Here is a 22,240-nt window from a genome sequence, read left to right on the forward strand (position 1 = left end):
GGTCCGCGATTACTGCGGACCAGCGTGTCACACGGAGTGGACCGGTGCCCGGACCCGGGCCACCGCGTCGGCGCTGAGGCTGCCCAGGTAGAGCCAGCCGTCGGCCTCCCGCACCCCCGTGACCGGCGCGTAGCTGCCCTTGCCGCCCTGCAGGCTGTGCACCACGGTGCCGTCGCCGTCCAGGCCGAGCACCCACCCCCGCTGCTCCGGGTCCGGCTGCGCCCACCCGGGCAGGTTCGCCGCCACGATCCGCAGGGCCGGGTGCGGCGCCAACAGGTCGAGCAGGCGCATGCGCGGACTGTAGAGCGCCACCCAGAAGATCCCGGCGGCGGTCTGCGAGGTGACGTTGTCGGGGATCCCCGGCAGGTTCTCCGCCCACGTCGAGACCGTGCCGGCCCGCGGCCCGGTCAGCTCCACCCGCCGGATCCGGTAGGCGCCGGTCTCGGCGACGATCAGGTAGGACTCGTCCGCGGACAGGCCGACCCCGTTGCCGAACTGCAACCCGTCGGCCAAAAGGTCGGTCTCGCCGGTCGCCGGGTCCAGTCGCACCAGCCGCCCGGTGCCGCAGTGTTCGAGCAGGTCGTTGCGGTGCTCGGCGATGGTGAAGCGGGCGGAGGAGTCGGTGAAGTAGACGGCCCCGTCCCGGCCGACGGCGGAGTTGTTGCAGGCGACCAGCGGGGTGCCCAGGGCGGTGTCCGTCAGTGTCTCGATCCGGCCGGTGTCGTCCACCCGGAGCACGCCACGTTCGGCGTCACAGACGAGGTACCGACCGTCGTCGAGGACCTCCACCCCGAGCGGGCGGCCGCCGGTGTCGGCGACGACGGTGGCCCGGCCCGGGGCGTCGAAGCGCCACACCCTGCCGTCGTCGGTGCCGGTGACCAACCGGCCCTCGTGGTCGACGGCCACGTCCTCCGGTCCGCGGCCGGCGGGCATGGTCCAGCGCTCCGCGGCGTCGAGTTCGGTGTTCGGCGCCAGCACTCCCGTCAACGGGGGCGGGGTCGGCGCATGCCAGGCCACCGGCTCGACGCCGGTCCGGTCGAGCCGCCGCAGTGCCGAGTACACGATGCCCATGACCGAAACGGTAGACGCGCCGCGGCACCGGCGCGCGGCGATCGCCGCTCCTGCCGTGATCACCGCGCTCGGGCACCATGGACACGTGAACCTCGCCGCCTACGAGTCGAAGCCCCTGACCTACCCGGAGGTCGGGGCCACCCGCGGCCGCCTGCCCGCGGGATACCACCACGTGCACGAGGCGCGGTCGGTCGGCCACGGGGCCGCGACGTTCGAACGTGCGGCCGCGGCGGTTCTCGGCTGGGACATGCACCGGGGCGCCGGGCTGCGCGTCACCGCGTCGACGCCGGTGGCGCAGCCCGGCGCCGTCGCCGTGCTGGGCCTCGGGCCGCTCCGGGTCCCGTGCCGCGTCGTGTACGTGGTCGACGAGCCGCTGCGCCGGGGGTTCGCGTACGGGACCCTCCCGGGCCATCCCGAATGCGGCGAGGAGTCCTTCGTCGTGGAGCTGGACCCCGTTTCCGGCGACGTGCTGACCCGCATCACCGCGTTCTCGCGGCCCGGAAACCGGCTCGTCAGGCTGGCCGGTCCCGCGAACCGGATGGTTCAGTCCGTGATCACCCGCCGCTACCTTCGCGCCGTCGGGTCCGTCTAGGGTCGCCGATCAGCGGGCCGCGAAGTCCGGCTGGGCGAACGCGTCCACCCGGGTGTGCCTGCCGCGCAGCACCACCTCCCGGAACTGGTGCATGACCGCGGCGGTCGGCGCGAACAGGTACTCACCGCGAAAAGGCCACTGGATCAACGGTTCCGGGCTGTCGGCGATCGCGTGGAAGCGCGGTTCGCGATCCAGTTCGGCCATCGTCACCTCGAAGACGAGGGCCACCTCGTCGGGGTTCGGCGCGAGCGGCGCGTCCAGGTCACCGACCCACACGACCACCGGGGTGATGACGTACCCGGAGCGGGTGACGAAGTCGTCGAGCCGGCCGAGCACCCCCGACGGCGCGGCCCGCACCCCCAGCTCCTCCTCGAGCTCCCGGATCGCGGCCTCCGGCGGCGTCTCCCCCGGGTCGATGGCGCCGCCCGGCAGCGCGAACTGGCCGGGGTGTGCGCGCATCTTGCTCGGGCGCAGGGTGAGCAGGAGGGTCGGCTCCGCGCCGGCCCGCGTCACCACGGCCAGCGCGACCGCGGCGTGACGTCGGCCGCCCAGGTCGGCGGTGCGCGTCTCGAACGCCCCGAGGGCAGCGGCGCAGGACTCGCGGGTGAGCGTCGGTGCGTCCATGGACCGACAGTAGCGGCCCGGTGCGGTTCCGGACCGCWGGTCCGAGCGACTCGAGTCTCGAGCGCCGAGTTCCGAGTTCCGAGTTCCGAGTTCCGACGGCACGGGAATCCACCCGCCCCGGAATACAGAAAAGGCGGCTCCGGATTTCTCCGGAACCGCCTTCAACTGTCGGGCTGACAGGATTTGAACCTGCGACCACCTGACCCCCAGTCAGGTGCGCTACCAAGCTGCGCCACAGCCCGTTTGCCCCCTTGCGGGTGCTCGATGAGATTACATCAGTGGCACTCCGGATCGCGAATCGACTGGTCGGCGGCCTGTTTCACCCGTCCGACAGCGCCTCCCCGGACACCACCGCGGCAAACGAAACGGGGCGACGGCACAATGCCGTCGCCCCGTCGCGTCAGTACCGCTTCTTGTCAGTACCGCTTCTTGTTGTTGCGCTCACGCTTCTCACGCACCCGCACGGAGACCCGCACCGGGCTGCCGTCGAAGCCGAACTCCTCGCGCAGCCGGCGCTCCAGGAACCGGCGGTAGCCGGCCTCCAGGAAGCCCGTGGTGAACAGCACGAAGGTCGGCGGACGGGTGCCCGCCTGGGTGGCGAACATGATCCGCGGCAGCCGGCCGCCACGCATCGGCGGCGGCGTCGCGGCCACGACCTCCTTGAGCCAGGTGTTCAGCCGGCCCGTCGGGACGCGCTTGTCCCAGGACTCGAGCGCCGTCTCCAGCGCGGGCACCAGCTTCTGCACGGCCCGGCCGGTGTGTGCGGAGATGTTGACCCGCTGCGCCCACGGCACCCGCACCAGCTCGCGGTCGATCTCCTTCTCCAGCATCAACCGGCGGTCCTCGTCGACGAGGTCCCACTTGTTGAATGCCAGCACCAGCGCCCGGCCCGCGTCGGAGACCATCGACAGCACCCGCAGGTCCTGCTCGGTGATCGGCTGAGAGGCGTCGATCAACAGGATCGCCACCTCGGCCGCCTCGATGGCGCCCTTGGTGCGCAGCGAGGCGTAGAACTCGTGCCCGCTGGCATGGCTGACCTTCTTGCGCAGGCCCGCGGTGTCGACGAAACGCCACACCTTCTCGCCCAGCTCCACCAGCGAGTCGACCGGGTCGACGGTGGTGCCGGCGACGTCGTGCACGACGGACCGCTCGGAGCCGGAGAGCTTGTTGATCAGGCTGGACTTGCCGACGTTCGGCTTGCCGACCAGCGCGACGCGGCGCGGGCCCTGTCCGGCGGTGCCCTCACGAGGGGTCTCCGGCAGGTCGGCCAGCACCTGGTCGAGCAGGTCGCCGGTGCCGCGGCCGTGGATCGCGCTCACCGAGTACGGCTGGCCCAGGCCGAGCGACCACAGTGCGGCCACCTCGGACTCTGTGCGCTCGTCGTCGACCTTGTTGGCCACCAGGATGACCGGCGTCTTCGACCGACGCAGCACCCTAGCGGCGGCCTCGTCGGTGGCGGTCGCGCCGACCACCGCGTCGACCACCAGGATGATCGCGTCGGCGGTCGACATCGCCAGCTCGGCCTGACGCGCCACCGACTGCTGCAGGCCCTTCGCGTCGGGCTCCCAGCCACCGGTGTCCTGCACCAGGAAGCGTCGGCCGGCCCAGTTTGCGTCGTACGAGACACGGTCCCGGGTCACGCCCGGAATGTCCTCGACGACGGCCTCACGGCGGCCGATAATCCGGTTGACCAGCGTCGACTTGCCGACGTTGGGGCGGCCGACGATCGCGAGGGTGGGGACGGCAACGTCCTCGAAGCCCTCCTCACCGTCGACGAAGTCGGCAAGCTCCCAGTCCGACTCCTCGTTCCAGACGCCATCTCCGGCGAAACTCGCTCCGCCGATGTCCACACTCTCGGTCACTGCACTGCTCCAGTTCTTTCGCGCACCACCAGCAGCAACCTGCCGATCACGTCTTCTATGCCCAGTTCACTGGTGTCGACGGTCACCGAGTCCTCTGCGGGCCGCAGCGGGGACACCTCACGGGTCGAGTCCAGATGGTCGCGCCGCTTCACGTCGGCGAGCACTGCCGCGAGGTCGTCACCGCGACCCTCGGCGACATTCTGTGCGTTCCGCCGCTGCGCCCGCGCCTCGGCGGACGCGGTCAGGTAGATCTTCACGTCGGCGTCGGGCAGCACCACGGTGCCGATGTCCCGGCCCTCCACGACGATCCGCTCGGTGCCGGCGACCAGCTGCCTCTGCTTGTCCACCAGGATGGTCCGCACCTCCGGCACCGCCGCGACCGCGGAGACCGCGGCGGTCACCGCGGCGCCGCGGATCTCGTCGGTGACGTCCTCGCCCGCGAGCAGCACCCCGTCCGAATCCGGATCGGTGCCGACGTTCAGCTCGAGCGACTCGGTCGCCGCGGCGACCGCCGCGGGATCGGACACGTCGACGCCGGAGCGCAACGCGTGCAGCGTGGCGATCCGGTACATCGCACCGGTGTCGAGGTAGCGCGCGGCCAGCCCGATAGCGAGGCGTCGGGACACGCTCGACTTGCCGGTGCCGGACGGTCCGTCCATGGCCACGACGAGTCGGCTACCGGTCCTCTGAGCGGTCTCGGTCGCCGCGCTCGCTCCGGTCACAGGCCGACCGCCTGGTACAGGCTGCCGACCTCGCCGCGACCGAGCACCCGCAGGGTGCCGGGTCGCCCGTCGCCGAGCGCAACCGCACCGATGTCGGTCCGGACCAGACGCACCACCGGGTGCCCGACGGCGTCGAGCAGCCGGCGCACGATGTGCTTGCGTCCCTCGTGCAGCACGATCTTCACCAGCGACTTGCCCTCGCCGATGTCGAGCAGCGCGAACTGGTCGACCTTGGCCGGGCCGTCCTCGAGTTCGACACCCGCCTTCAGCGTCTTGCCGAGACTCCGCTCGACGGTGCCGGACACCGTCGCGAGGTAGGTCTTCGGGACCTCGAACGACGGATGCATCAGCCGGTGAGCCAGGTCGCCGTCGTTGGTCAGCAGGATCAGTCCCTCGGTGTCGGCGTCGAGCCTGCCGACGTGGAACAGACGCTGCCCGGCGGACACCCGCTCGGAGACGATGTCGCCGATGCAGGGGCGACCGAGGTCGTCCGACATCGTGGACTGCCAGCCACGCGGCTTGTTCAGCGCGATGTGGACCAGGTCCTTCTTGACGACGACGCGGATGCCGTCGACACGGACCACCGCGTTCTCGGGGTCGACCCGCAGGCCCTGTTCGACGACGATGCGGCCGTCGACCTCGACGCGCCCCTGGTCGATCAGTTCCTCGGCGGCACGCCGCGAGGCGACGCCGGCCTGAGCCAGCACCTTCTGCAGACGCATACCCTCGCCGGACGCCATCCGCGGAGGCCCGGAGGCCTCGTCGGTGTGCTGGTGCCGTGCGGGCTTGGCGTTGCTGAGCTTCGGCGTGGCCGCCTGGGCGCGCTGCGGCTTGGCTGCCTTGGGCTTGCCGTACTTGTTCTGATCCGCCGGCGGCTGGGCCGCGCCACGAGGGGCGGCACCGCGGGGAGCTGCGCCACGGGGGGCACCGCCACGCTCGGTGCGCTCGTACGGAGCGCGCGACTCGCCACCACGGGGGGCGCCACGCTCGGTGCGCTCGTACGGAGCACGCGACTCGCCGCCACGGGAAGCGCCACCACGAGGGGCCGCGCCACGGTCGTAGGAACCACGCGACTCGCCACCACGGGGAGCACCGCCACGGGGCGCCGCGCCGCGATCGTACGAACCGCGCGACTCGCCACCACGGGGAGCACCGCCACGAGGCGCCGCACCGCGATCGTACGAACCACGCGACTCGCCGCCGCGCTCGTAGCCGCCACGGGAAGCGCCACCACGAGGGGCCGCGCCGCGATCGTAGGAACCGCGCGACTCGCCACCACGGGGAGCACCGCCACGAGGCGCCGCGCCGCGATCGTAGGAGGAGGAGCCGCGGGTGCTGCCGCCGCGGGGGGCGCCGCCACGCGGGGAGTCATCGCGCTGGTAGGAATCGCGCGGGGAGGAACTGCGGGGTGCGCCACCCCGCGAACCCGACCCCGTGCGGGGTGAGTCCTTCTGGTACGAATTTCTGTCGGCGGGATTGCTCCTGCCACGGTCCGGTGTGCCATCTCGGCGAGCGGGCTTGTTCACTTGAGGGTCCTGTCACTCTTCACTATCAATTCGGGTGTCCAAATCGGGTTTGGATCCCGCCCGGCCGGTTCCCAGTTTGGTGAACCGCGGGTCTGACTCCATGTCGTCGCTGATGTCGTCGATGACGTCGACGTCGGGTAGCAGCGGTGCCAGTGCCGGCAGGTCTGCCAGCGACGCGAGGCCGAGCCGTTCCAGGAACAGCTCGGTCGTCGCGTAGGTCGTTGCATTGGTCTCGGAGTCCACACCGGCCTCCGAGACCAGTCCGCGGGCAAGCAGGGTACGCATCACGCCGTCGACATTCACACCGCGAACCGCACTCACCCGTGCACGGGTCAATGGTTGACGGTACGCAACAACCGCCAAGGTTTCCAACGCCGCACGTGTGAGCTTCGACCTGGCACCGTCGAGGAGCAGTCGCTCGACGTACGGCGCGTACTCGTTCCTGGTGTAGAAACGCCAGCCGTCGCCGGCGTACCGCAGGTCGATTCCGCTGCGCCGGGCGGTCAGTGCCGCCGCCATCGCACGCAGTCGCCCGCGTACCCGCGCGGGCTTGTCGCCGACCGCGGACGCGAGCGCGTCGTTACTCGCCGGCGAGTCCACCACCAGCAGCACTGCCTCCAGCGCGGCGTCGAGTTCACCGTCCGAGAGCCGGTCCTGCGCCTCCGCGTCGCCGAAACCGTCGTCGCCGAAACCGTCGTCGCCGATGCCCGCGGCTTCGAAACCTCCGGCTTCGAAACCACCGACGTCGAACTCGGAGGCCGCTCCGGCCTCCTCCCGGCTCTCGTCGACCGCGCTCATCCGTAGTCCTCCGCACTCACCAGGGTCCGCCCGTCCGCGTCCACGTCACCGGTCCAGCTCACCCGTAGCTCGCCGAGCGGCTCGGGCTGTTCGAACGCCACGGCCTGCTCACGGTAGAGCTCGAGCAGCGCCAGAAATCTTGCCACGATCTGCACGGTGACGTCGCAGCCGACGATCAACTCGTCGAAGGTCGCCCACTCGCCGATCCCCCGGGCCTTGAGCAGGTCCAGCACGATCGCGGCCTGCTCGGGTACCGACACCGTCGGCACGTGCAGGTGGTCGAGGCCGACGGTGGGGACCGGCCGCGGCGCGAACGCGGTGGCCGCGATCTCCGCGAACCGCTGCGGGTCGACGCCGAGCAGGACCTCGGGCAGCAGCCCCGCGAACTTGTCCTCCAGGGAGACGGACCGCGGGTACCGACGCAGCGCCGCCGACTCGAGTTCCGCGAACAGCTGCGCCACCTGCTTGTACGCGCGGTACTGCAGCAACCGCGCGAAGAGCAGGTCCCGGGCCTCGAGCAGCGCCAGGTCCTCCGCGTCCTCGACGTCGCCTGAGGGCAGCAACCGCGCCGCCTTGAGGTCCAGCAGCGTCGCCGCGACCACCAGGAACTCGGTGGTCTGGTCCAGGCCCATGTCGCTGCCCAGCAGCCGCGTGTACGCGATGAACTCGTCGGTGACCGCGTGCAACGCCACCTCGGTGACGTCGAGCTTGCGTTGGCTGATCAGGCTGAGCAGCAGGTCGAAGGGACCCTCGAAGTTCCGCAGCCGGACCCGGAATCCGCTCTCCACGGTCGACGGAGCCGACAGCCCCGCGGTCTCCGTCTGCCCAGGATCGGCCACGTCCGGAACTGCCACTTCAGGATCTACCACTTCGGGATTGACTGGAACGGGATCGGTCGACTCGCTCTCGAACGGTGCGGTCTCGTCGCCCACTACCGACCGGACCGGTGAATCACCTCGCGCGCGAGCGCCCGGTACGCCTGCGCGCCACCGGACTTCGGCGCCCAGGTGGTGATGGGCTCGCCGGCGACGCTGGTCTCCGGGAAGCGCACGGTGCGGTTGACGACGGTGTCGTAGACGAGGTCGCCGAACACCTCGACGACCCGGGCCATCACGTCGCGGGCATGCAGCGTCCGCGCGTCGAACATGGTCACGACGATGCCGGACATCTCGAGCCGCGGGTTGAGCCGGTCGCGGACCTTCTCGACGGTGTCGTTGAGCAGCGCCAGCCCGCGGAGGCTGAAGTACTCGCACTCCATCGGGATGATGACGCCCTCCGCGCAGGCCAACGCGTTGACGGTGAGCAGGCCCAGCGACGGCTGGCAGTCGATGAGCACGTAGTCGTAGCGGTCCAGCACCGGGTGCAGCACCCGGCCGAGGGTCTGTTCGCGTCCCACCTCGTTGACCAGCTGGATCTCCGCGGCGGACAGGTCGATGTTGCTCGGCAGCAGGTCCAGGTTCTCGACGCGGGTGCGCATCAGCACCTCGTCGATGGAGACCCGGGGCTCCACCAGCAGGTTGTGCACGGTCAGCTCGAGGTCGTGGTGCGCGACGCCGAGTCCCGCGGACAGCGCGCCCTGCGGGTCGAGGTCCACCAGCAGCACCTTGCGCCCGCACTCCGCGAGAGAGGCGCCCAGGTTGATGGTCGACGTGGTCTTCCCGACGCCACCCTTCTGGTTGCACATCGCGATGACCTTCGCCGGCCCGTGCGAGGCCAGCGGCTGCGGCTCGGGCACGAACCGCAACGGCCGTCCCGTCGGTCCCAGGTTCTCCTCGTCCCCAACCCCGTGATCGCCGTCTGCACGGCCTGCTACGTCCAAGTTCCGGCTGTCGAAGAGCGCTCTCTCCTGCCCTGGGCGCTCTGACTCCGCCGCGGGCGGCTGCGGTGTCACCACGGTTCGATGCTCCCCTGTCGTCCGATTGCCTGTGCAGCAGACGCTACCGCCTGCCGTCGACAACCCGGCACGGACACGCGCGGGCTTCCGTGGGCCGAAACACCCCCACCGCGGCCCACGGCCAGCTCAGCGGGAGGTCAGCGCCCCCATCAGCGTCGGCCACGACGCGTGCAGTTCGTCGTTCCAGTAACCCCACTTGTGGGTGCCGGTCGGGCGGAGGTTGGTGGTGTGGCCGATCCCCTGCGCGGACAGGGCCGCTCCCAGCTGCGCGGTGCACACCATCGCCCCGAACTCGCCGAACATGCCCTGGACCGTCTCCATCGGCGGGTCGGCGAGCAGGTTGTTGTACCGGCCCGGCAGGCCGTTGCCCGAGGACAGGTAGATCTGCTTGCCCCGCAGGTTCCCGGAGATCAGGTGCGGGTCGTGCGCGGCCCAGGCCGGATCGTCGAAGGCGCCCCACGTGTTGGCCACGTCGCCGCCGCCTCGGGCGACGTCCCACCGGACGAGCAGCTGGTTCACGGGATTGCTGATGCCGGCGCAGTCGCTGTAGGCGGCCACTCCCCGGTACAGCGCGGGGTGCCGGGCCGTGAGGGTCAGCGCCGCCGCGCCGCCCATCGACGCGCCCGCGATCGCGTTGACGCCGTTCCCCCCGAACTGCGCGTCGATCAGCGGTGGCAGCTCCTGAGTGAGGAATGTCTCGTACGACAACCGGCCCATCACCGGGTCGACGTTGCGCCAGTCGGTGTAGTAGCTGTGCGCCCCGCCGACGGGGAGCACCACGTTGACGTTCGCGGTGCGGGCCAGGTTCTCCACATCGGTCATGGCGGTCCAGCCGCTCTCCTCCTCGTGCGCCTCGGCGCCGTCGAGCAGGTACAGCGTCGGCCGGACACCGGACGCCGCGACCGGGCGTTGCAGGTCGACGGTGATCGGCCAGTCCATCGACGGCGAGAACACCGACAGCCGGGTCCGCACGTCATTGACCTGCGACTGCGAGAGCACCCGCGCCGCGCCGCCGGGCGCCGCCGGGTCTGCCTGGGCGGGCGCGGCGAGCACCGCACCGAGAACAGACGCGACGAGGGCGGGCGCGACGGCCGCGCGCCCCGCCCGGCGCAGCACCGTCAGTGGACGGACACGGGAGGAAACGGGCATCGGGATGTCCTTACGCTCGTCCGGCAGCGCGGGGATCCGCTCACCGCTGCGCGGAGTCTAGGCCGACGGCACCGCGGGACCCGGGGCTTCCGGGCCGTGTCCTCCGAACGTCACCGACCCGTCACCGGGTACGACGGCTCACCTCGCCCGCGGGTGCGCCCCTGCCCAGACCTCACGCAACGAGCCGACGGTGACGAGCGTGTAGATCTGCGTGGTGGTCACCGACGCATGGCCGAGCAGTTCCTGCACCACCCGGACATCGGCGCCGCCCTCGAGCAGGTGCGTGGCGAACGAGTGCCGCAACGTGTGCGGCGACACCCCGTCGGCGAGTCCGATCCGGTCCGCCGCCGACCGCAGCACCTGCCAGGCGCTCTGCCGTGAGAGCCGACCGCCGCGCGCATTGAGGAAGATCGCGGGTCCGCCGGTGGACACCAGCGCGGGCCTCCCCCGCACCAGGTACGCCTCCAGCGCGGCGATCGCGGGCCGACCGATCGGGACCACCCGCTCCTTGCCGCCCTTGCCGCGCAGCAGCACCGCGCGGTCCGCGCCGTCGACGTCGTCGATGTCCAGGCCGACGGCCTCGGAGATCCGGGCGCCGGTGGAGTAGAGCACCTCGAGCAGGGCGCGGTCCCGCAGCCCGCGCGCCTGGTCCGACGAGTCCGGGCCGCCGGTGGCCTCGAGCATCGCGATCACCTGGTCCAGCGGCAACGACTTGGGCAGCCGCTGGCCCGGCGCGGGCGGCTTCACGGCCCGCGCGACGTCCACGTTCGCGATGCCCTCCAACGTCGCGAACTTGTGCAGGCCGCGCACCGCGATCAGCGCGCGGGCCGCGGAACTGGACGCGAGTGGACGCACCTGCGCGTCCCGGTCGCCGCGGCGCAACGCCACCACGAAGTCGCTGACGTCCCGTTCCGAGACCCGGCCCAGGTCGTCGATGCGCCGCGTGCCGAGGAACTCCTGGTACCGGCGCAGGTCCCGCCGGTAGGAGCTGAGCGTGTTCTCCGCCACCCCGCGTTCCACCGCGAGGTGGTCGAGGTAGCCGGCGACCTGGTCGGCGAGCACCTCAGCCGCCGTGGCGACGCCGCGCGAACGCCTCCGGCCGGTCCACCCACGGCGCGTCGGCGGGCCGGCCGGTCGCGTCCCGGCCGTCCCGGGCGCGGGCCGCGGCCAGCGCCAGGATGCCCGAGAGCGCGGTCGCGTTCACGATCTCACCGGACAGTGCGCGGTCGACTGCGTCCGCGACCGGCACCCGGGCGATCTCGAGGTCGGCCTCCTCGTCGCTCGGGTCCGGCCGCTCCACCTCGTGCAGCCCGGTCGCGAGGTACACCCGCACCACCTCGTCGGTGAATCCCGGGCTGACCGCGACGTCCACCAGCACCGACCAGTGCTCTGCGGCGAGGCCGGTCTCCTCCGCCAGCTCGCGGCGGGCGGCGTCGAGCGGGTCCTCGCCCGGCTCGTCGAGCAGGCCGGCGGGCAGCTCCCACAGCCGCCGGCCCACGGGATGGCGGTACTGGTTGACCAGCACCAGCCGATCCCGCTCGTCGACCGCGACCACCGCGACCGCGCCGTAGTGCTCCACGACGTCGCGGAGCGCGGCGGTGCCGCCCGGCATGGCGACCCGGTCCACCCGCACCGCGAAGATCGCGCCCTCGTACGCGGTGCGGGTGTCGTGGGTCTCGAACTCGTGCTCGCCGGGCCGACTCATCGCGGGTGGGTCAGCTCGCGCTCGGCGCGTCGACCGCGTCGTCGTCCGTGGCCTCGTGCATCGCGACCTCGAGGGTCGACTCCGGGTGCACGTCCACCTCGAGCCGCTCGGCCGCCTTGTACTTCAGCGCCGCCGAGACGAACGCCGCGAACAGCGGGTGCGGACGCGTCGGACGGCTCTTGAGCTCCGGGTGCGCCTGGGTGGCGACGAAGAACGGGTGCACGTCCGCGGGCAGCTCGACGAACTCGACGAGGTGTCCGTCCGGGGAGGTGCCGCTGAACTTCAGGCCGCTCTTGGCGATGCGGTCACGGTAGGCGTTGTTGACCTCGTAGCGGTGCCGGTGCCGCTCCGAGACGCTCTCGGAGCCGTAGGCGCGTGCCACCACGGAACCCTTGTCGAGCACCGCCGGGTAGGCACCGAGGCGCATGGTGCCGCCGAGGTCGGCCTCGCCGGCCACGATCTGCTCCTGGTCGGCCATGGTGGAGATGACGGGGTGCTTGGTGTCCGGCTCGAACTCGGCCGAGTTGGCGTCGTCGAGGCCCACCGAGCGGGCGGCCTCGATCACGACGCACTGCAGGCCCAGGCAGAGGCCGAGCAGCGGCACCTGGCGGGTGCGGGCGTAGCGGATGGCGCCGAGCTTGCCCTCGATGCCGCGGATGCCGAAGCCGCCGGGGATGAGGACCGCGTCCACGTCGTCGAGCGCCTCGTGGGCGCCGGCCTCGGTCTCGCAGGCATCCGAGGGCACCCAGGAGATCTCGACCTTCGCGCGGTGCGCGAAACCGCCGGCGCGCAGCGCCTCGGTCACCGACAGGTAGGCGTCGGGCAGGTCCACGTACTTGCCGACGAGGGCGACGCGGATCGTCTCGCGGGGCTCGTGGACGCGCTCGAGCAGGTCGCCCCACACGGTCCAGTCCACGTCCCGGAACGGCAGGCCGAGCTTGCTCACCACGTAGGCGTCGAGGCCCTCGCTGTGCAGCACCTTCGGGATGTCGTAGATGGACGCGGCGTCGGGGGTGGAGATGCAGGCGTCGACGTCCACGTCGCACATCAGCGCGATCTTGCGCTTGAGCGGCTCGGGCACGTCCCGGTCGCAGCGCAGGATCAGGGCGTCGGGCTGGATGCCGATGTTGCGCAGCGCCGCCACCGAGTGCTGGGTCGGCTTGGTCTTGAGCTCGCCGGACGGGCCGAGGTACGGCACCAGCGAGACGTGCAGGAAGAAGACGTTGTCGCGGCCGATGTCGTGACGCACCTGGCGGGCGGCCTCGAGGAAGGGCTGCGACTCGATGTCGCCGACGGTGCCACCGATCTCGGTGATCACCACGTCGGGGCGCTGGCCCTCGCCGTCGGGTCCCGACATCGCGAGGATGCGGCTCTTGATCTCGTCGGTGATGTGCGGGATCACCTGGACGGTGTCGCCCAGGTACTCGCCGCGGCGCTCCTTGGCGATGACCGTGGAGTACACCTGTCCGGTGGTGACGTTCGCGTCGCCGGAGAGGTCGCGGTCGAGGAAACGCTCGTAGTGCCCGACGTCCAGGTCGGTCTCGGCGCCGTCCTCGGTGACGAACACCTCACCGTGCTGGAACGGGTTCATGGTGCCCGGATCCACGTTGAGGTACGGGTCCAGCTTCTGCATGGTCACCCGCATTCCCCGGGCGGTCAGCAGCTGTCCGAGGCTCGAGGCCGTCAGACCCTTGCCGAGTGAGGAGGCGACGCCCCCGCTCACGAAGATGTGCTTGGTGGCGGTACGCGAATTACTGCGTGACAGTGACAAAAGGGCTCCCGTGACGACCTTGCAGGGCTTGACCAATGGTAGTACTGGGGCCTGCCGACCCACGGGACTTCACGGTAACACCTGTCGGGGCGAACCTCTGCATGGCGCGCGCCCACGGCCCCCGAAGTGCCGTGGCGTCCGCCACACGCAGGGTTCGCACGCGCGTCAGCCGACCGTCGCGCCGACCGTCACCGCGGTCGCGTTGGGCCCGGTGCCGTACCGGCCGGCGTGGCCGCTGAGCTGCTCCTGCAGGCCCAGCACCGTCGTGATCCGGCCGGACTCGCGGTCCACGTTGTCGACGGTGGTGACGCCGGTCGACAGCGCGGTGTCGGAGCGGGTGACGGCGACGGGTCCGTTGCCGACCGCCGAGTCGGGCCGCCCGGCCAGCACGGTGCCCGCGCCCCGCGCGTCGAGTGCGCCGGCGAACCGGGCGACGATCGAGCCGCGGTTGCCGGATGCCGCGCCGTCGGCGGCGCCGGAACCGGTCAGCACCAGTGCCAGCTGGGCGGGCGCGACCGCGCCGTTGTCGTAGCCGACGAAGCCGCCGGCGCGCAGCGCCTCGAGGGCCAGCGTGAGCTCCTCCGGGGTGCTCTGCGGCTGTGCGGTCTGCGCGTTGAGCAGCAGCACCGAGCCGAGCAGGTCACCGGCGAGGCTGCCCTGGTCGACGGCGCCGGTCCGGAGCTGGACCCCGGCCGGGATCACGTTGGTGACGGTGGTGCGCAGCTGGTCGCTGTTCGCCGCGTCGACGAAGGAGTCGGTCAGCGAGACCCGGCCGGTCACCGATCCGCCGGCCGCGCCAATCAGCTGGGTGACGGCGTCGAGGTCGCCGGGGTCGGCGTCCGGGGTGGTCACCAGGACCACGGAGCGCTGACCGAGGGCGTCGCGGACGGCCCGGCCGGAGATCGCGGCGTCGAAGTTGTCCGCCGCGGTCAGCTGCTCGGCCTGCTGGTTGTTCGTGTCGTGCAGTGCGTTCACCTGGTTCTGCAGGTCGGACTTGTCGTCGCGCAGACCGGAGAGGAGGCCGCCGGAGAGGGTGCCCGAGCCGAGCACCACACCGACGGCCAGTGCCAGGAAGACCGCGGCGAGGGAGATCGCGTGCTGACGAGCAGAGATCACTTGACCATTCCCTGGACCCAGAGCGCGAAGCTGTTCCACGTCTGGACACACCAGTCCCACGCCTCGCCGCCGACGTTCGAGACCACCAGGGCCACGATGACCGCGGTGAGGGCGGCGAGCACCAGCAGCGCGATCGCCGCGCCGGAGACGCGACTGCGGTAGAGCGTCGCGACCGCCTTCGAATCGACCAGCTTCGATCCGACCTTGAGCCGGGTCATGAACGCGGCCGGGTTGCTGTCCCGGCGTCCGCGGTCGAAGAACTCGTCGAGCGAGACGGTCGAGCCGACGGTGACGATCAGCGAGGCCCCGTGGTGGTCGGCGAGCAGCAGCGCGAGGTCCGCGGGCGCGCAGGACGCCGGGAAGGTCATCGCGCCGATGCCGAGGTCCTGAATCCGTTCGAGGCCCTGCGCGTGCCCGTCCGGGTCCGCGGGCAGAACCACCTCGGCGCCGGACTTGAGGGTGTCGGCGGTGATCTCGTCGGGATCGCCGACGATGAGGTCGGGCCGGTAGCCGGCGCTGGTGAGCGCGTCCGCGCCCGCCCCGACGCCGATCAGGATCGGCGAGTACTCCTTGATGAACGGCTTGAGGTTCTTCAGGTCCGCGACGTGGTCCGCGCCGTCCGCGACGATCACCACGTGCCGGTCCTGCAGGTCCACCTCGATGTCGGGCACGCCGACGCCGTCGATCAGCAGCGGACTCTCGGTCCGGATGAACTCGATGGTGTTGCCCGAGAAGGCCTCGAGGTGGTCGACCAGGCCGGTCTTCGCCTCGATCATGAGGTCGGAGATCTCCGCCTCGCTCTGCTCGGTGCCCTTCGCGAGGCGGCGTTCACCGGCGTAGACGCCGCCCTCGTGCAGACGCACCTTGGCGCCGTCCTTGACCTTCTTGAACACCTCCTCGCCGGCGGAGTCGACCAGGATGATGCCGTTCGCGACGATCACCTCGGGTCCCAGGTTCGGGTAGCGCCCGGAGATCGACGGCGACGCGTTGACGACGGCCGTCACCCCCGCCGCGACCAGCGCGTCCGCGGTGACGCGGTCCAGGTCCAGCTCGTCGAGGACGACGATGTCGCCCGGGCCGACGCGGCGCAACAGCTTCGCCGTGTTGCGGTCAACCCTGGCGATGCCGGTCGTTCCCGGCAGCGATTCGGTGTTTCGTGACAACAGAGCGGGCATCTTCATGACTTCGATGATGACGCCGCGCGGGCCTTCACCCACGGAGGCGCGCCGAAGCAACTCCTGGTCGGGGCACCGCCCGGCGAAGTGCGCCCGATGCGGGTGCCGCCGCGCGGCGGCGCCCGGCTACCCCGCCCGGTCGGCCATGGCGGTCGCGAGCAACTCCTCCGCGTGCGCCCGGCCGGTCTCGGTGTCGTCGAGGCCGGCGAGCATCCGGGCCAGTTCGACCACCCGCTCCTCGTCGGTGAGGGTCCGCACGCCGCTGTCGGCACCCTTGCCACCGTCCACCTTGTCCACCACCAGGTGGGTGTCGGCATAGGCCGCGACCTGCGGCAGGTGCGTCACGACGATGACCTGGTGGGTGCGTGCGAGACGAGCCAGGCGGCGGCCGATCTCAACGGCGGCCCTGCCGCCCACCCCGGCGTCGACCTCGTCGAAGACCATGGTCGCGCCGGACTCCGCCCCCGCCAGCACCACCTCGAGCGCCAGCATCACCCGCGAGAGCTCACCGCCCGACGCGCTGCGGCTGATCGGCAGGGGCGTCGCGCCGCTGTGCGCGGCGAGCCGGAACTCGACCTCGTCGACGCCGGCCGAGCCGGCGTGCACCTCCTGACCGTCCACCGCCAGCGGCGCGGTGTCCTGGGGGCCGGCGGGGATCGGGCGCACCGCGACCTCGAGCCGTGCCGTGCCCATGGCCAGGCCGGCCAGTTCGGCGGTGACCGCCTTGCCGAGCTTGACGGACGCCTTGGCCCGGGCCTTGCTCAGCGCGCTCGCCGCGGCCGCGAGCGCGGCCGCGGTCTCCTCGACGCGGGCCGTCAGCGCGGCCAGCGCGTCGGCGGAGACGTCGATCCGCGACAGCCGGTCCCGGGCCTGGGCGGCCCACTCCAGCACGCCGTCGACGTCCGCGGCGTACTTGCGGGTGAGGGACTTCAGCTCCGCCTGCCTGCCGAGCAGGGTGTCGAGCGCGCCGGGGTCGGACGGCAGGTCCGCGAGGTACCCCGCCAGGTCCGACGAGACGTCGGTGAGCACGGTGATCGCCTCGGCCAGCCGGGGCCCGAGCACGGTCAGCTGCTGGTCGTCGGACGACTCGATCCGGGCACGGGCCTCGCCGAGCAGGTCCAGCGCTCCGGCCGCCTCCGATCCGGTGTCGCCGCCGAGCTCCGCGTCGGCGCCACCGACCAGAGCCGCCTGCGCGGCGGCCGCCGCGCTGCGCAGCGAGTCGAGGTCGGTCAGCCGGCGCACATTCGCGACGATCTCGGCGTCCTCGCCGGGTTGCGGCGCGACGGCGTCGATCTCGTTCAGCGCGAACTCGAGCCGGTCGACCTCCTGCGCGAGTTCGCGGCCACTGCGGGTGCGCTCGATGAGCTCGTCGCGGGCCTCGACCCACTGCGCACGCAGGGACCGGTACTTGTCGAGCAGGGAGCCGATCGCGGCGCCCCCGAACGCATCGAGCGCCTGGCGCTGCTGGTCTGGTCGCTGCAGCCGGAGCTGGTCGTTCTGTCCGTGCACGGTCAGCAGCGGCGCGGTGAGCTCCGCGAGCGCGCCCGCCGGCACGCTGCGACCGCCGAGGTTTGYCCGGGAGCGGCCGTCGCTGCTCACGGTGCGGACCGCGATGACGGTGCCGTCCTCGTCGCGTTCCGCCCCGGTCGACTCGAGCAGCCGGTCGACCTCCTCGGCGGCCCTCGTCGAGGTGTTCGCGGTGGAGAACCGGCCCTCCACGACGGCCCGCGCCGCGCCCTGGCGGACCCGTCCGGCGTCGGCACGGGCGCCGCTGAGCAGGTGCAGGCTGGTCACCACCATCGTCTTGCCCGCGCCCGTCTCACCCGTGAGGACGGTGAGACCCTCGTGGAACTGGGCGCTCGCCTGCGAGATGACGCCCAGGCCGTCGATCCGGATCTCAGCGAGCATGCGCACCGTCCCCTTCCCCATCGGTCCGGCGGCCGCGCCACCCCTTGACCGGCAGCGCGAACTTGCGCACCATCCGGTCCGCGAAGGGCGCAGAGTCCAACAGGATCCACTTCACCGGGTGCTGACCACGCACCACCTCGACCCGGCCACCGGCCGGCAGCGACAGCGTCCGGCTGCCGTCGCAGAACACCAGACCGTCATGCCCCTCGGAGAACGTCTCGATCGCGATCAGCGACTCGGGACTGGTCACCAGCGGCCGCGCGAACAACGCGTGTGCGTTGCTCGGAATCACCAGTAGCGCTTCGAGTTCCGGCCACACCACCGGCCCGCCCGCGGAGAACGCGTAGGCGGTGGACCCGGTTGGCGTGGCGACGAGCACACCGTCGCAGCCGAACGAGGAGACCGGTCGGCCGTCGACCTCGAGCACCACCTCGAGCACGCCGAGCCGGGAGACGTTCTCGATGCTCGCCTCGTTGAGTGCCCAGCCGCGGCCGACCACCTTGTCGTCGACCCGGACGGTCACGTCGAGCGTCATCCGGTGTTCCACCCGGTACTCCCGGCGGACCACGAGAGCGAGGGCTTCCTCGAGATGCTCGGCCTCTGTCTCGGCGAGAAAACCGATGCGCCCCAGGTTGATTCCGAGCACCGGGATCCCGGCCTCGCGGGCCAGTTCGGCCCCACGCAGGAAGGTGCCGTCGCCGCCGAGCACCAGCACCAGTTCACAACCGGCAGCGGCCGCGGGGCCGGCCTCGACGATGGTCAGGTCCACGCCCGATGCGGTGGACTCGTCCGGGGCACCGACCGGACTGGTCTGGTCGACCTCGTTCGCGAGCAGTCGCAGCCCGATGCCGGCCTGCTCGAAGATCGCGGCGACCCGGCGCGCGGTCGCGGTGACCTCCGCGCGGCCGGTGTGCGCGACGACCAGGATCTCCCGTTCCGGGCTCTGCCCTTCCCTTTCCTGACGCTGCCCTTCCGGTGCCGAACTCACTGCGGGCCGTCCTGCACCGCACGCTCGATGACCTCACGCACCGATTCCACTCCCGGCTCGGCCTGCTTGCGCAGCCACAGGAAGTACTCCACGTTGCCGGACGGCCCGGGCAGCGGACTGGCCACCACACCGAGGGTGCGCAGACCGAGCGCATCAGCCGCGAGGGACACCTCGTAGACCGCCTCCACCCGCAGCGCCGGGTCACGCACGACGCCGCCCGAGCCGACGCGGTCCTTGCCGACCTCGAACTGCGGCTTGACCATCGGCACCAGGTCGGCGCCGTCGGCCGCACAGGCCACGAACGCACCCAGCACCAGTTTGAGCGAGATGAACGAGAGGTCGGCGACCACGACGTCCACCTGACCGTCGATCTGGTCGGCCTCCAGGGACCGGACGTTGGTGCGGTCGACCACGGTGACCCGGTCGTCGGACTGCAGGCGCCACACCAGCTGGCCGTATCCGACGTCGACCGCGACCACCTCGCGCGCCCCGCGGCTGAGCAGGACGTCGGTGAAGCCGCCGGTGGACGCGCCGGCGTCGAGGCAGCGTTTGCCGTCGACAGACAGGCCGAGCGGTTCGAAGGCCTCGAGTGCGCCGAGAAGTTTGTGTGCGCCGCGCGACGCCCAGGACACCTCGTCGACCTCGTCGGTGACCAGCAGCGGGGTCCCGGCCTCGACAGCGGTCGCGGGCTTCACGGCCACCGACCCGGCGATCAGCACCCTGCCGTCGGAGATCAGTTGCGCCGCATGTTCTCTGGATCGTGCCATCCCCCGCCGAACCAACTCGGCGTCGACGCGTGCTCGCCTGGCCACGTCAGATCTTGTCCACGGTCGCGAGCGCCTGGACCAACACGTCGTGCGCCTGCTCGAGCAGATGCGCCTGCCGGGGCAACTGGCCCAGACCGGACGGATCGTCGTGAACGGCCGAGGCCGTGTCGAGACCGGCCAGCAGCTCGTCGACCTCCGCATGGATCCGGGCGGGGTCGACAGTCGGCGGCGGGCCCGGCAGGTGTTGCCCGGGACGGGGAATCGGCGTACTCATCGCCGTCAACGCTAGTCGATGCGCCCCACACTCGCGCACACCGACTCGTGGCGCGCGGCGGCCGACGCCAGTCGATGCGCCCCACACTCGCGCACACCGATTCGTGGCGCGTGGCGGTCAGCCGAGCAGGTCTGCGACGACCTCGGCCGCGAGCGGGTCCTCACCGCGCAGGTCGGTCACCTCGGGGCCCTCCCAGGCGGCGAACAGCACCGCACGCAGGACGCCGGCGCGGTCCGCGGCCCCGGTCCGATCGCAGGCCACGACCAGGGTTCCGCCGTCGCGACGGACCGTGACACCGGGGTGCGGGGCGATCGCCAGGTCCTCGGCGGGCCGGTCCAGCGCCGCAAGTTCCATGGCCAGGTACGTCGGCCGGTGCCCGAGCGGCGCACGCAGCAGGTCCGCGGGCCGGCTCACCCCGCTCAGCACGAGCAGCGAGTCCAGGCCGACGGCGTTGGCACCGGCGATGTCGGTGTCGATCCGGTCGCCCACCACCAGCGCGTTGACGGCGCCGCTGCGGCGCAGGGCGTCGTCCATCAGCGGTCGGGCCGGCTTGCCGGCCACCAGCGGTTCGCGGTCGGTTGCCGCCCGCACCGCTGCGACCAGCGCGCCGTTGCCGGGGCACAGACCGCGCTCGGTGGGCAGGGTGGTGTCGACATTGGTGGCGACCCAGACGGCACCCGCCCGGATCGCCAGGGTGGCCTCGGCCAGGATCGACCAGTTCGTCTCGGTCGAGTGCCCGTGCACCACGGCCACCGGGCCGTCCTCGAACCGGCGGACCGGCACGAGGCCGACCTGCCGCACCTCGTCGGCCAGGGCCTCGGTCCCGACGACCAGCACCGACGACCCTGCGGCGACATGTTCGGCGACCAACCGGGCGCCGGACTGCGAGCTGGTCACGACCTCGTCCTCGGTGGCCGCGAAACCCAGTTCACGCAGGTGCGCGGCGACGGACGCGGGGCTCCGGCTCGCGTTGTTGGTGACGTAGAACAACCGGCTCTCGCCGGTCTCCAACGCCTCCCGAGCGCCCGGGATCGCCTCGGCGCCCTGGTAGACGGTGCCGTCCAGGTCCAGCAGCAGGACGTCGTGACGCTGCCGCAGGGACCGGTCGTTCTCGGTGGTCGAGGACCCAGAGGTCACTGTTCGCCCGAGAGCTCGGCCACGCGGTCCTCTGCGTCGGTGTCGCCGTCGAGGTCTGCCGCCGCCGAGTTGAGGAACCACTTGAGGCCGTCCTCCACCCGACCGGCCGCGACCAGCGCGTCGGCGTAGGCGTAGAACAGGCGGGCGGCGGTGGGTCCGGACTGGGACGCGTCGAGTTCCGGCGTCTGCAGCGTGACCACGGCCTGGTCGAACTGGCCGAGGTCCATCCGGGCGCCGGCCACGACGATCCGCAGCTCGGTGGCCTCGTCGCCCGTGAGCGCGCGGGCTTCCTCGCTGCGACCGAGCTCGATGGCCCGCTCCGGACGACCGAGACCGCGTTCGCAGTCGGCCATCACGGCGAGCAGACCGGGTCCACCTGCCATCCGGCGGGCAGCACGCAGCTCGGAGAGCGCCTCGGCCCATTCGCCCGCGTGGTACGCGGTGATGCCGGCGGTCTCACGGACCACGGCGACCCGGCCGGCACGCTGCCGGGCGGCCCGGGCGTGCGCGAGGGCCAGACGCGGGTCATCCTCGATCAGCTTGCCTGCCATCACCAGGTGACGGGCGACGGCGTTCGCATTGGACTTGTCCAGGCTCAGCAGGTCCCGACGCACGGTCGGGTCGAGCTCGCCGGCCTGCACCTCCTCGGGAAGGTCCGGCTCTTCGGGGCGCGGAGCGCGACGCTCGGCGTACGCGCCACCGTCGCGCGGGGGCGGACCGAAACTGCCCTCGCCGCCACGACGCCTCGGCGGTCCGTCACCACGACGGTCGGGGCGGCCTGCGCCGCCGCTCCCGCCACGGGGACCGCCACCGGTGTTGCCTCGGGGGCCACCGGTTCGGCCGCCACGGGGGCCGCCGGCGTTGCCGCCGCGGTTCTCGCCCGAGCGACCACGATCAGAACCGCCGTTCCCATACGAACGACGATCATCGTTGTTGTCCGACACAGCATCTCCTTTAAGACAACATACGCTTGAGAAAACACGAAAGGGGACCCAGTATGTCGGGTCCCCTTTCGGTAACGATTGTACGGCGGTGTCCTACTCTCCCACACCCTGTCGAGTGCAGTACCATCGGCGCTGGAGGGCTTAGCTTCCGGGTTCGGAATGGGACCGGGCGTTTCCCCTCCGCTATGGCCGCCGTAACTCTGTGAAACTGTCACAC

The 22,240-nt window shown here is 71.7% G+C and carries 20 protein-coding genes, 1 tRNA gene, 1 rRNA gene and 1 pseudogene; 1 reads left to right on the forward strand and 22 read right to left on the reverse strand.

The window, feature by feature from the left end:
• Positions 1-27 precede the first annotated feature (27 nt).
• Complete coding sequence (locus AC1DU4_RS10295) at positions 28-1,071, reverse strand: SMP-30/gluconolactonase/LRE family protein (protein WP_477839506.1); 1,044 nt, start codon at positions 1,069-1,071, stop codon at positions 28-30.
• 85 nt (positions 1,072-1,156) lie between these two features.
• On the opposite strand from AC1DU4_RS10295, the gene AC1DU4_RS10300 reads away from it, so the two are divergent.
• Positions 1,157-1,663, forward strand: coding sequence for a DUF1990 family protein (locus AC1DU4_RS10300; protein ID WP_477839539.1), 507 nt, complete (start codon positions 1,157-1,159; stop codon positions 1,661-1,663).
• A 9-nt stretch (positions 1,664-1,672) separates the two neighbouring features.
• Here AC1DU4_RS10300 and AC1DU4_RS10305 read toward each other — a convergent pair whose 3' ends face one another.
• The 21 genes and pseudogenes from AC1DU4_RS10305 to rrf all read right to left on the reverse strand — a co-directional run bounded on the left by AC1DU4_RS10305 (position 1,673) and on the right by rrf (position 22,220).
• On the reverse strand, positions 1,673-2,287 hold the full coding sequence (locus AC1DU4_RS10305) for an NUDIX hydrolase (protein WP_477839508.1): 615 nt from the start codon (positions 2,285-2,287) through the stop codon (positions 1,673-1,675).
• A 168-nt stretch (positions 2,288-2,455) separates the two neighbouring features.
• A tRNA-Pro gene (locus AC1DU4_RS10310) sits at positions 2,456-2,529 on the reverse strand.
• 174 nt (positions 2,530-2,703) lie between these two features.
• Positions 2,704-4,149 carry a ribosome biogenesis GTPase Der gene (gene der / locus AC1DU4_RS10315; protein WP_477839510.1) on the reverse strand — a complete coding sequence of 482 codons (1,446 nt, stop codon included), beginning with the start codon at positions 4,147-4,149 and terminating at the stop codon, positions 2,704-2,706.
• Positions 4,146-4,808: a (d)CMP kinase gene (gene cmk, locus AC1DU4_RS10320; protein ID WP_477839541.1), complete on the reverse strand. Its 663-nt coding sequence runs from the start codon at positions 4,806-4,808 to the stop codon at positions 4,146-4,148. The genes der and cmk overlap by 4 nt, the downstream gene beginning before the upstream one ends.
• A 59-nt stretch (positions 4,809-4,867) precedes the next feature.
• Positions 4,868-5,740, reverse strand: a pseudogene (locus tag AC1DU4_RS10325) (pseudouridine synthase); the annotation flags it as partial.
• Between the two features lie 669 nt (positions 5,741-6,409).
• Complete coding sequence (scpB, locus tag AC1DU4_RS10330) at positions 6,410-7,195, reverse strand: SMC-Scp complex subunit ScpB (protein WP_477839512.1); 786 nt, start codon at positions 7,193-7,195, stop codon at positions 6,410-6,412.
• The gene (locus AC1DU4_RS10335) at positions 7,192-8,049 is read right to left on the reverse strand and encodes a segregation and condensation protein A (protein ID WP_477839514.1); all 858 of its coding nucleotides are present in this window, start codon (positions 8,047-8,049) and stop codon (positions 7,192-7,194) included. Before AC1DU4_RS10335 ends, scpB begins: the two co-directional genes overlap by 4 nt.
• Before the next feature lie 77 nt (positions 8,050-8,126).
• Positions 8,127-9,014 carry a ParA family protein gene (locus AC1DU4_RS10340; protein ID WP_477839516.1) on the reverse strand — a complete coding sequence of 296 codons (888 nt, stop codon included), beginning with the start codon at positions 9,012-9,014 and terminating at the stop codon, positions 8,127-8,129.
• A gap of 201 nt (positions 9,015-9,215) precedes the next feature.
• A complete protein-coding gene (locus AC1DU4_RS10345) occupies positions 9,216-10,238 on the reverse strand; it encodes an alpha/beta hydrolase (protein ID WP_477839518.1) in 1,023 nt (340 codons plus the stop codon).
• Positions 10,239-10,376: 138 nt separating this feature from the next.
• On the reverse strand, positions 10,377-11,300 hold the full coding sequence (gene xerD / locus AC1DU4_RS10350; protein WP_477839520.1) for a site-specific tyrosine recombinase XerD: 924 nt from the start codon (positions 11,298-11,300) through the stop codon (positions 10,377-10,379).
• Position 11,301: 1 nt separating this feature from the next.
• The gene (locus tag AC1DU4_RS10355) at positions 11,302-11,943 is read right to left on the reverse strand and encodes an NUDIX domain-containing protein (RefSeq protein WP_477839522.1); all 642 of its coding nucleotides are present in this window, start codon (positions 11,941-11,943) and stop codon (positions 11,302-11,304) included.
• A 10-nt stretch (positions 11,944-11,953) separates the two neighbouring features.
• On the reverse strand, positions 11,954-13,708 hold the full coding sequence (locus tag AC1DU4_RS10360; RefSeq protein ID WP_477839543.1) for a CTP synthase: 1,755 nt from the start codon (positions 13,706-13,708) through the stop codon (positions 11,954-11,956).
• 171 nt (positions 13,709-13,879) lie between these two features.
• The gene (locus AC1DU4_RS10365) at positions 13,880-14,830 is read right to left on the reverse strand and encodes a copper transporter (RefSeq protein WP_139191184.1); all 951 of its coding nucleotides are present in this window, start codon (positions 14,828-14,830) and stop codon (positions 13,880-13,882) included.
• On the reverse strand, positions 14,827-16,011 hold the full coding sequence (steA, locus tag AC1DU4_RS10370) for a putative cytokinetic ring protein SteA (protein ID WP_072845306.1): 1,185 nt from the start codon (positions 16,009-16,011) through the stop codon (positions 14,827-14,829). The genes AC1DU4_RS10365 and steA overlap by 4 nt, the downstream gene beginning before the upstream one ends.
• Before the next feature lie 120 nt (positions 16,012-16,131).
• Positions 16,132-17,913 carry a DNA repair protein RecN gene (gene recN, locus AC1DU4_RS10375; RefSeq protein ID WP_477839525.1) on the reverse strand — a complete coding sequence of 594 codons (1,782 nt, stop codon included), beginning with the start codon at positions 17,911-17,913 and terminating at the stop codon, positions 16,132-16,134.
• Positions 17,903-18,901, reverse strand: a complete 999-nt coding sequence (locus AC1DU4_RS10380; RefSeq protein ID WP_477839527.1) for an NAD kinase — start codon at positions 18,899-18,901, stop codon at positions 17,903-17,905. Before AC1DU4_RS10380 ends, recN begins: the two co-directional genes overlap by 11 nt.
• Positions 18,898-19,713, reverse strand: a complete 816-nt coding sequence (locus AC1DU4_RS10385; RefSeq protein WP_477839529.1) for a TlyA family RNA methyltransferase — start codon at positions 19,711-19,713, stop codon at positions 18,898-18,900. The genes AC1DU4_RS10380 and AC1DU4_RS10385 overlap by 4 nt, the downstream gene beginning before the upstream one ends.
• 1 nt (position 19,714) lies before the next feature.
• Positions 19,715-19,942, reverse strand: a complete 228-nt coding sequence (locus AC1DU4_RS10390) for a hypothetical protein (RefSeq protein WP_477839531.1) — start codon at positions 19,940-19,942, stop codon at positions 19,715-19,717.
• Between the two features lie 117 nt (positions 19,943-20,059).
• Positions 20,060-21,079, reverse strand: coding sequence for an HAD-IIA family hydrolase (locus AC1DU4_RS10395; RefSeq protein ID WP_477839533.1), 1,020 nt, complete (start codon positions 21,077-21,079; stop codon positions 20,060-20,062).
• The gene (locus AC1DU4_RS10400) at positions 21,076-22,023 is read right to left on the reverse strand and encodes a tetratricopeptide repeat protein (RefSeq protein ID WP_477839535.1); all 948 of its coding nucleotides are present in this window, start codon (positions 22,021-22,023) and stop codon (positions 21,076-21,078) included. Before AC1DU4_RS10400 ends, AC1DU4_RS10395 begins: the two co-directional genes overlap by 4 nt.
• Before the next feature lie 80 nt (positions 22,024-22,103).
• Positions 22,104-22,220 (reverse strand): 5S ribosomal RNA (gene rrf, locus AC1DU4_RS10405).
• Between the last annotated feature and the right edge of the window lie 20 nt (positions 22,221-22,240).

Source organism: Rhodococcus sp. P4_F5, from assembly GCF_056401315.1.

Excerpts from the sequence above, each read along its gene's own strand:
- AC1DU4_RS10295 (WP_477839506.1), bottom strand. The coding sequence starts at position 1,071 with ATGGGCATCGTGTACTCGGCACTGCGGCGGCTCGACCGGACCGGCGTC.
- AC1DU4_RS10305 (WP_477839508.1), bottom strand. The coding sequence starts at position 2,287 with ATGGACGCACCGACGCTCACCCGCGAGTCCTGCGCCGCTGCCCTCGGG.
- cmk (WP_477839541.1), bottom strand. The coding sequence starts at position 4,808 with ATGGACGGACCGTCCGGCACCGGCAAGTCGAGCGTGTCCCGACGCCTC.
- scpB (WP_477839512.1), bottom strand. The coding sequence starts at position 7,195 with ATGAGCGCGGTCGACGAGAGCCGGGAGGAGGCCGGAGCGGCCTCCGAG.
- AC1DU4_RS10345 (WP_477839518.1), bottom strand. The coding sequence starts at position 10,238 with ATGCCCGTTTCCTCCCGTGTCCGTCCACTGACGGTGCTGCGCCGGGCG.
- AC1DU4_RS10355 (WP_477839522.1), bottom strand. The coding sequence starts at position 11,943 with ATGAGTCGGCCCGGCGAGCACGAGTTCGAGACCCACGACACCCGCACC.
- steA (WP_072845306.1), bottom strand. The coding sequence starts at position 16,011 with ATGAAGATGCCCGCTCTGTTGTCACGAAACACCGAATCGCTGCCGGGA.
- AC1DU4_RS10390 (WP_477839531.1), bottom strand. The coding sequence starts at position 19,942 with ATGAGTACGCCGATTCCCCGTCCCGGGCAACACCTGCCGGGCCCGCCG.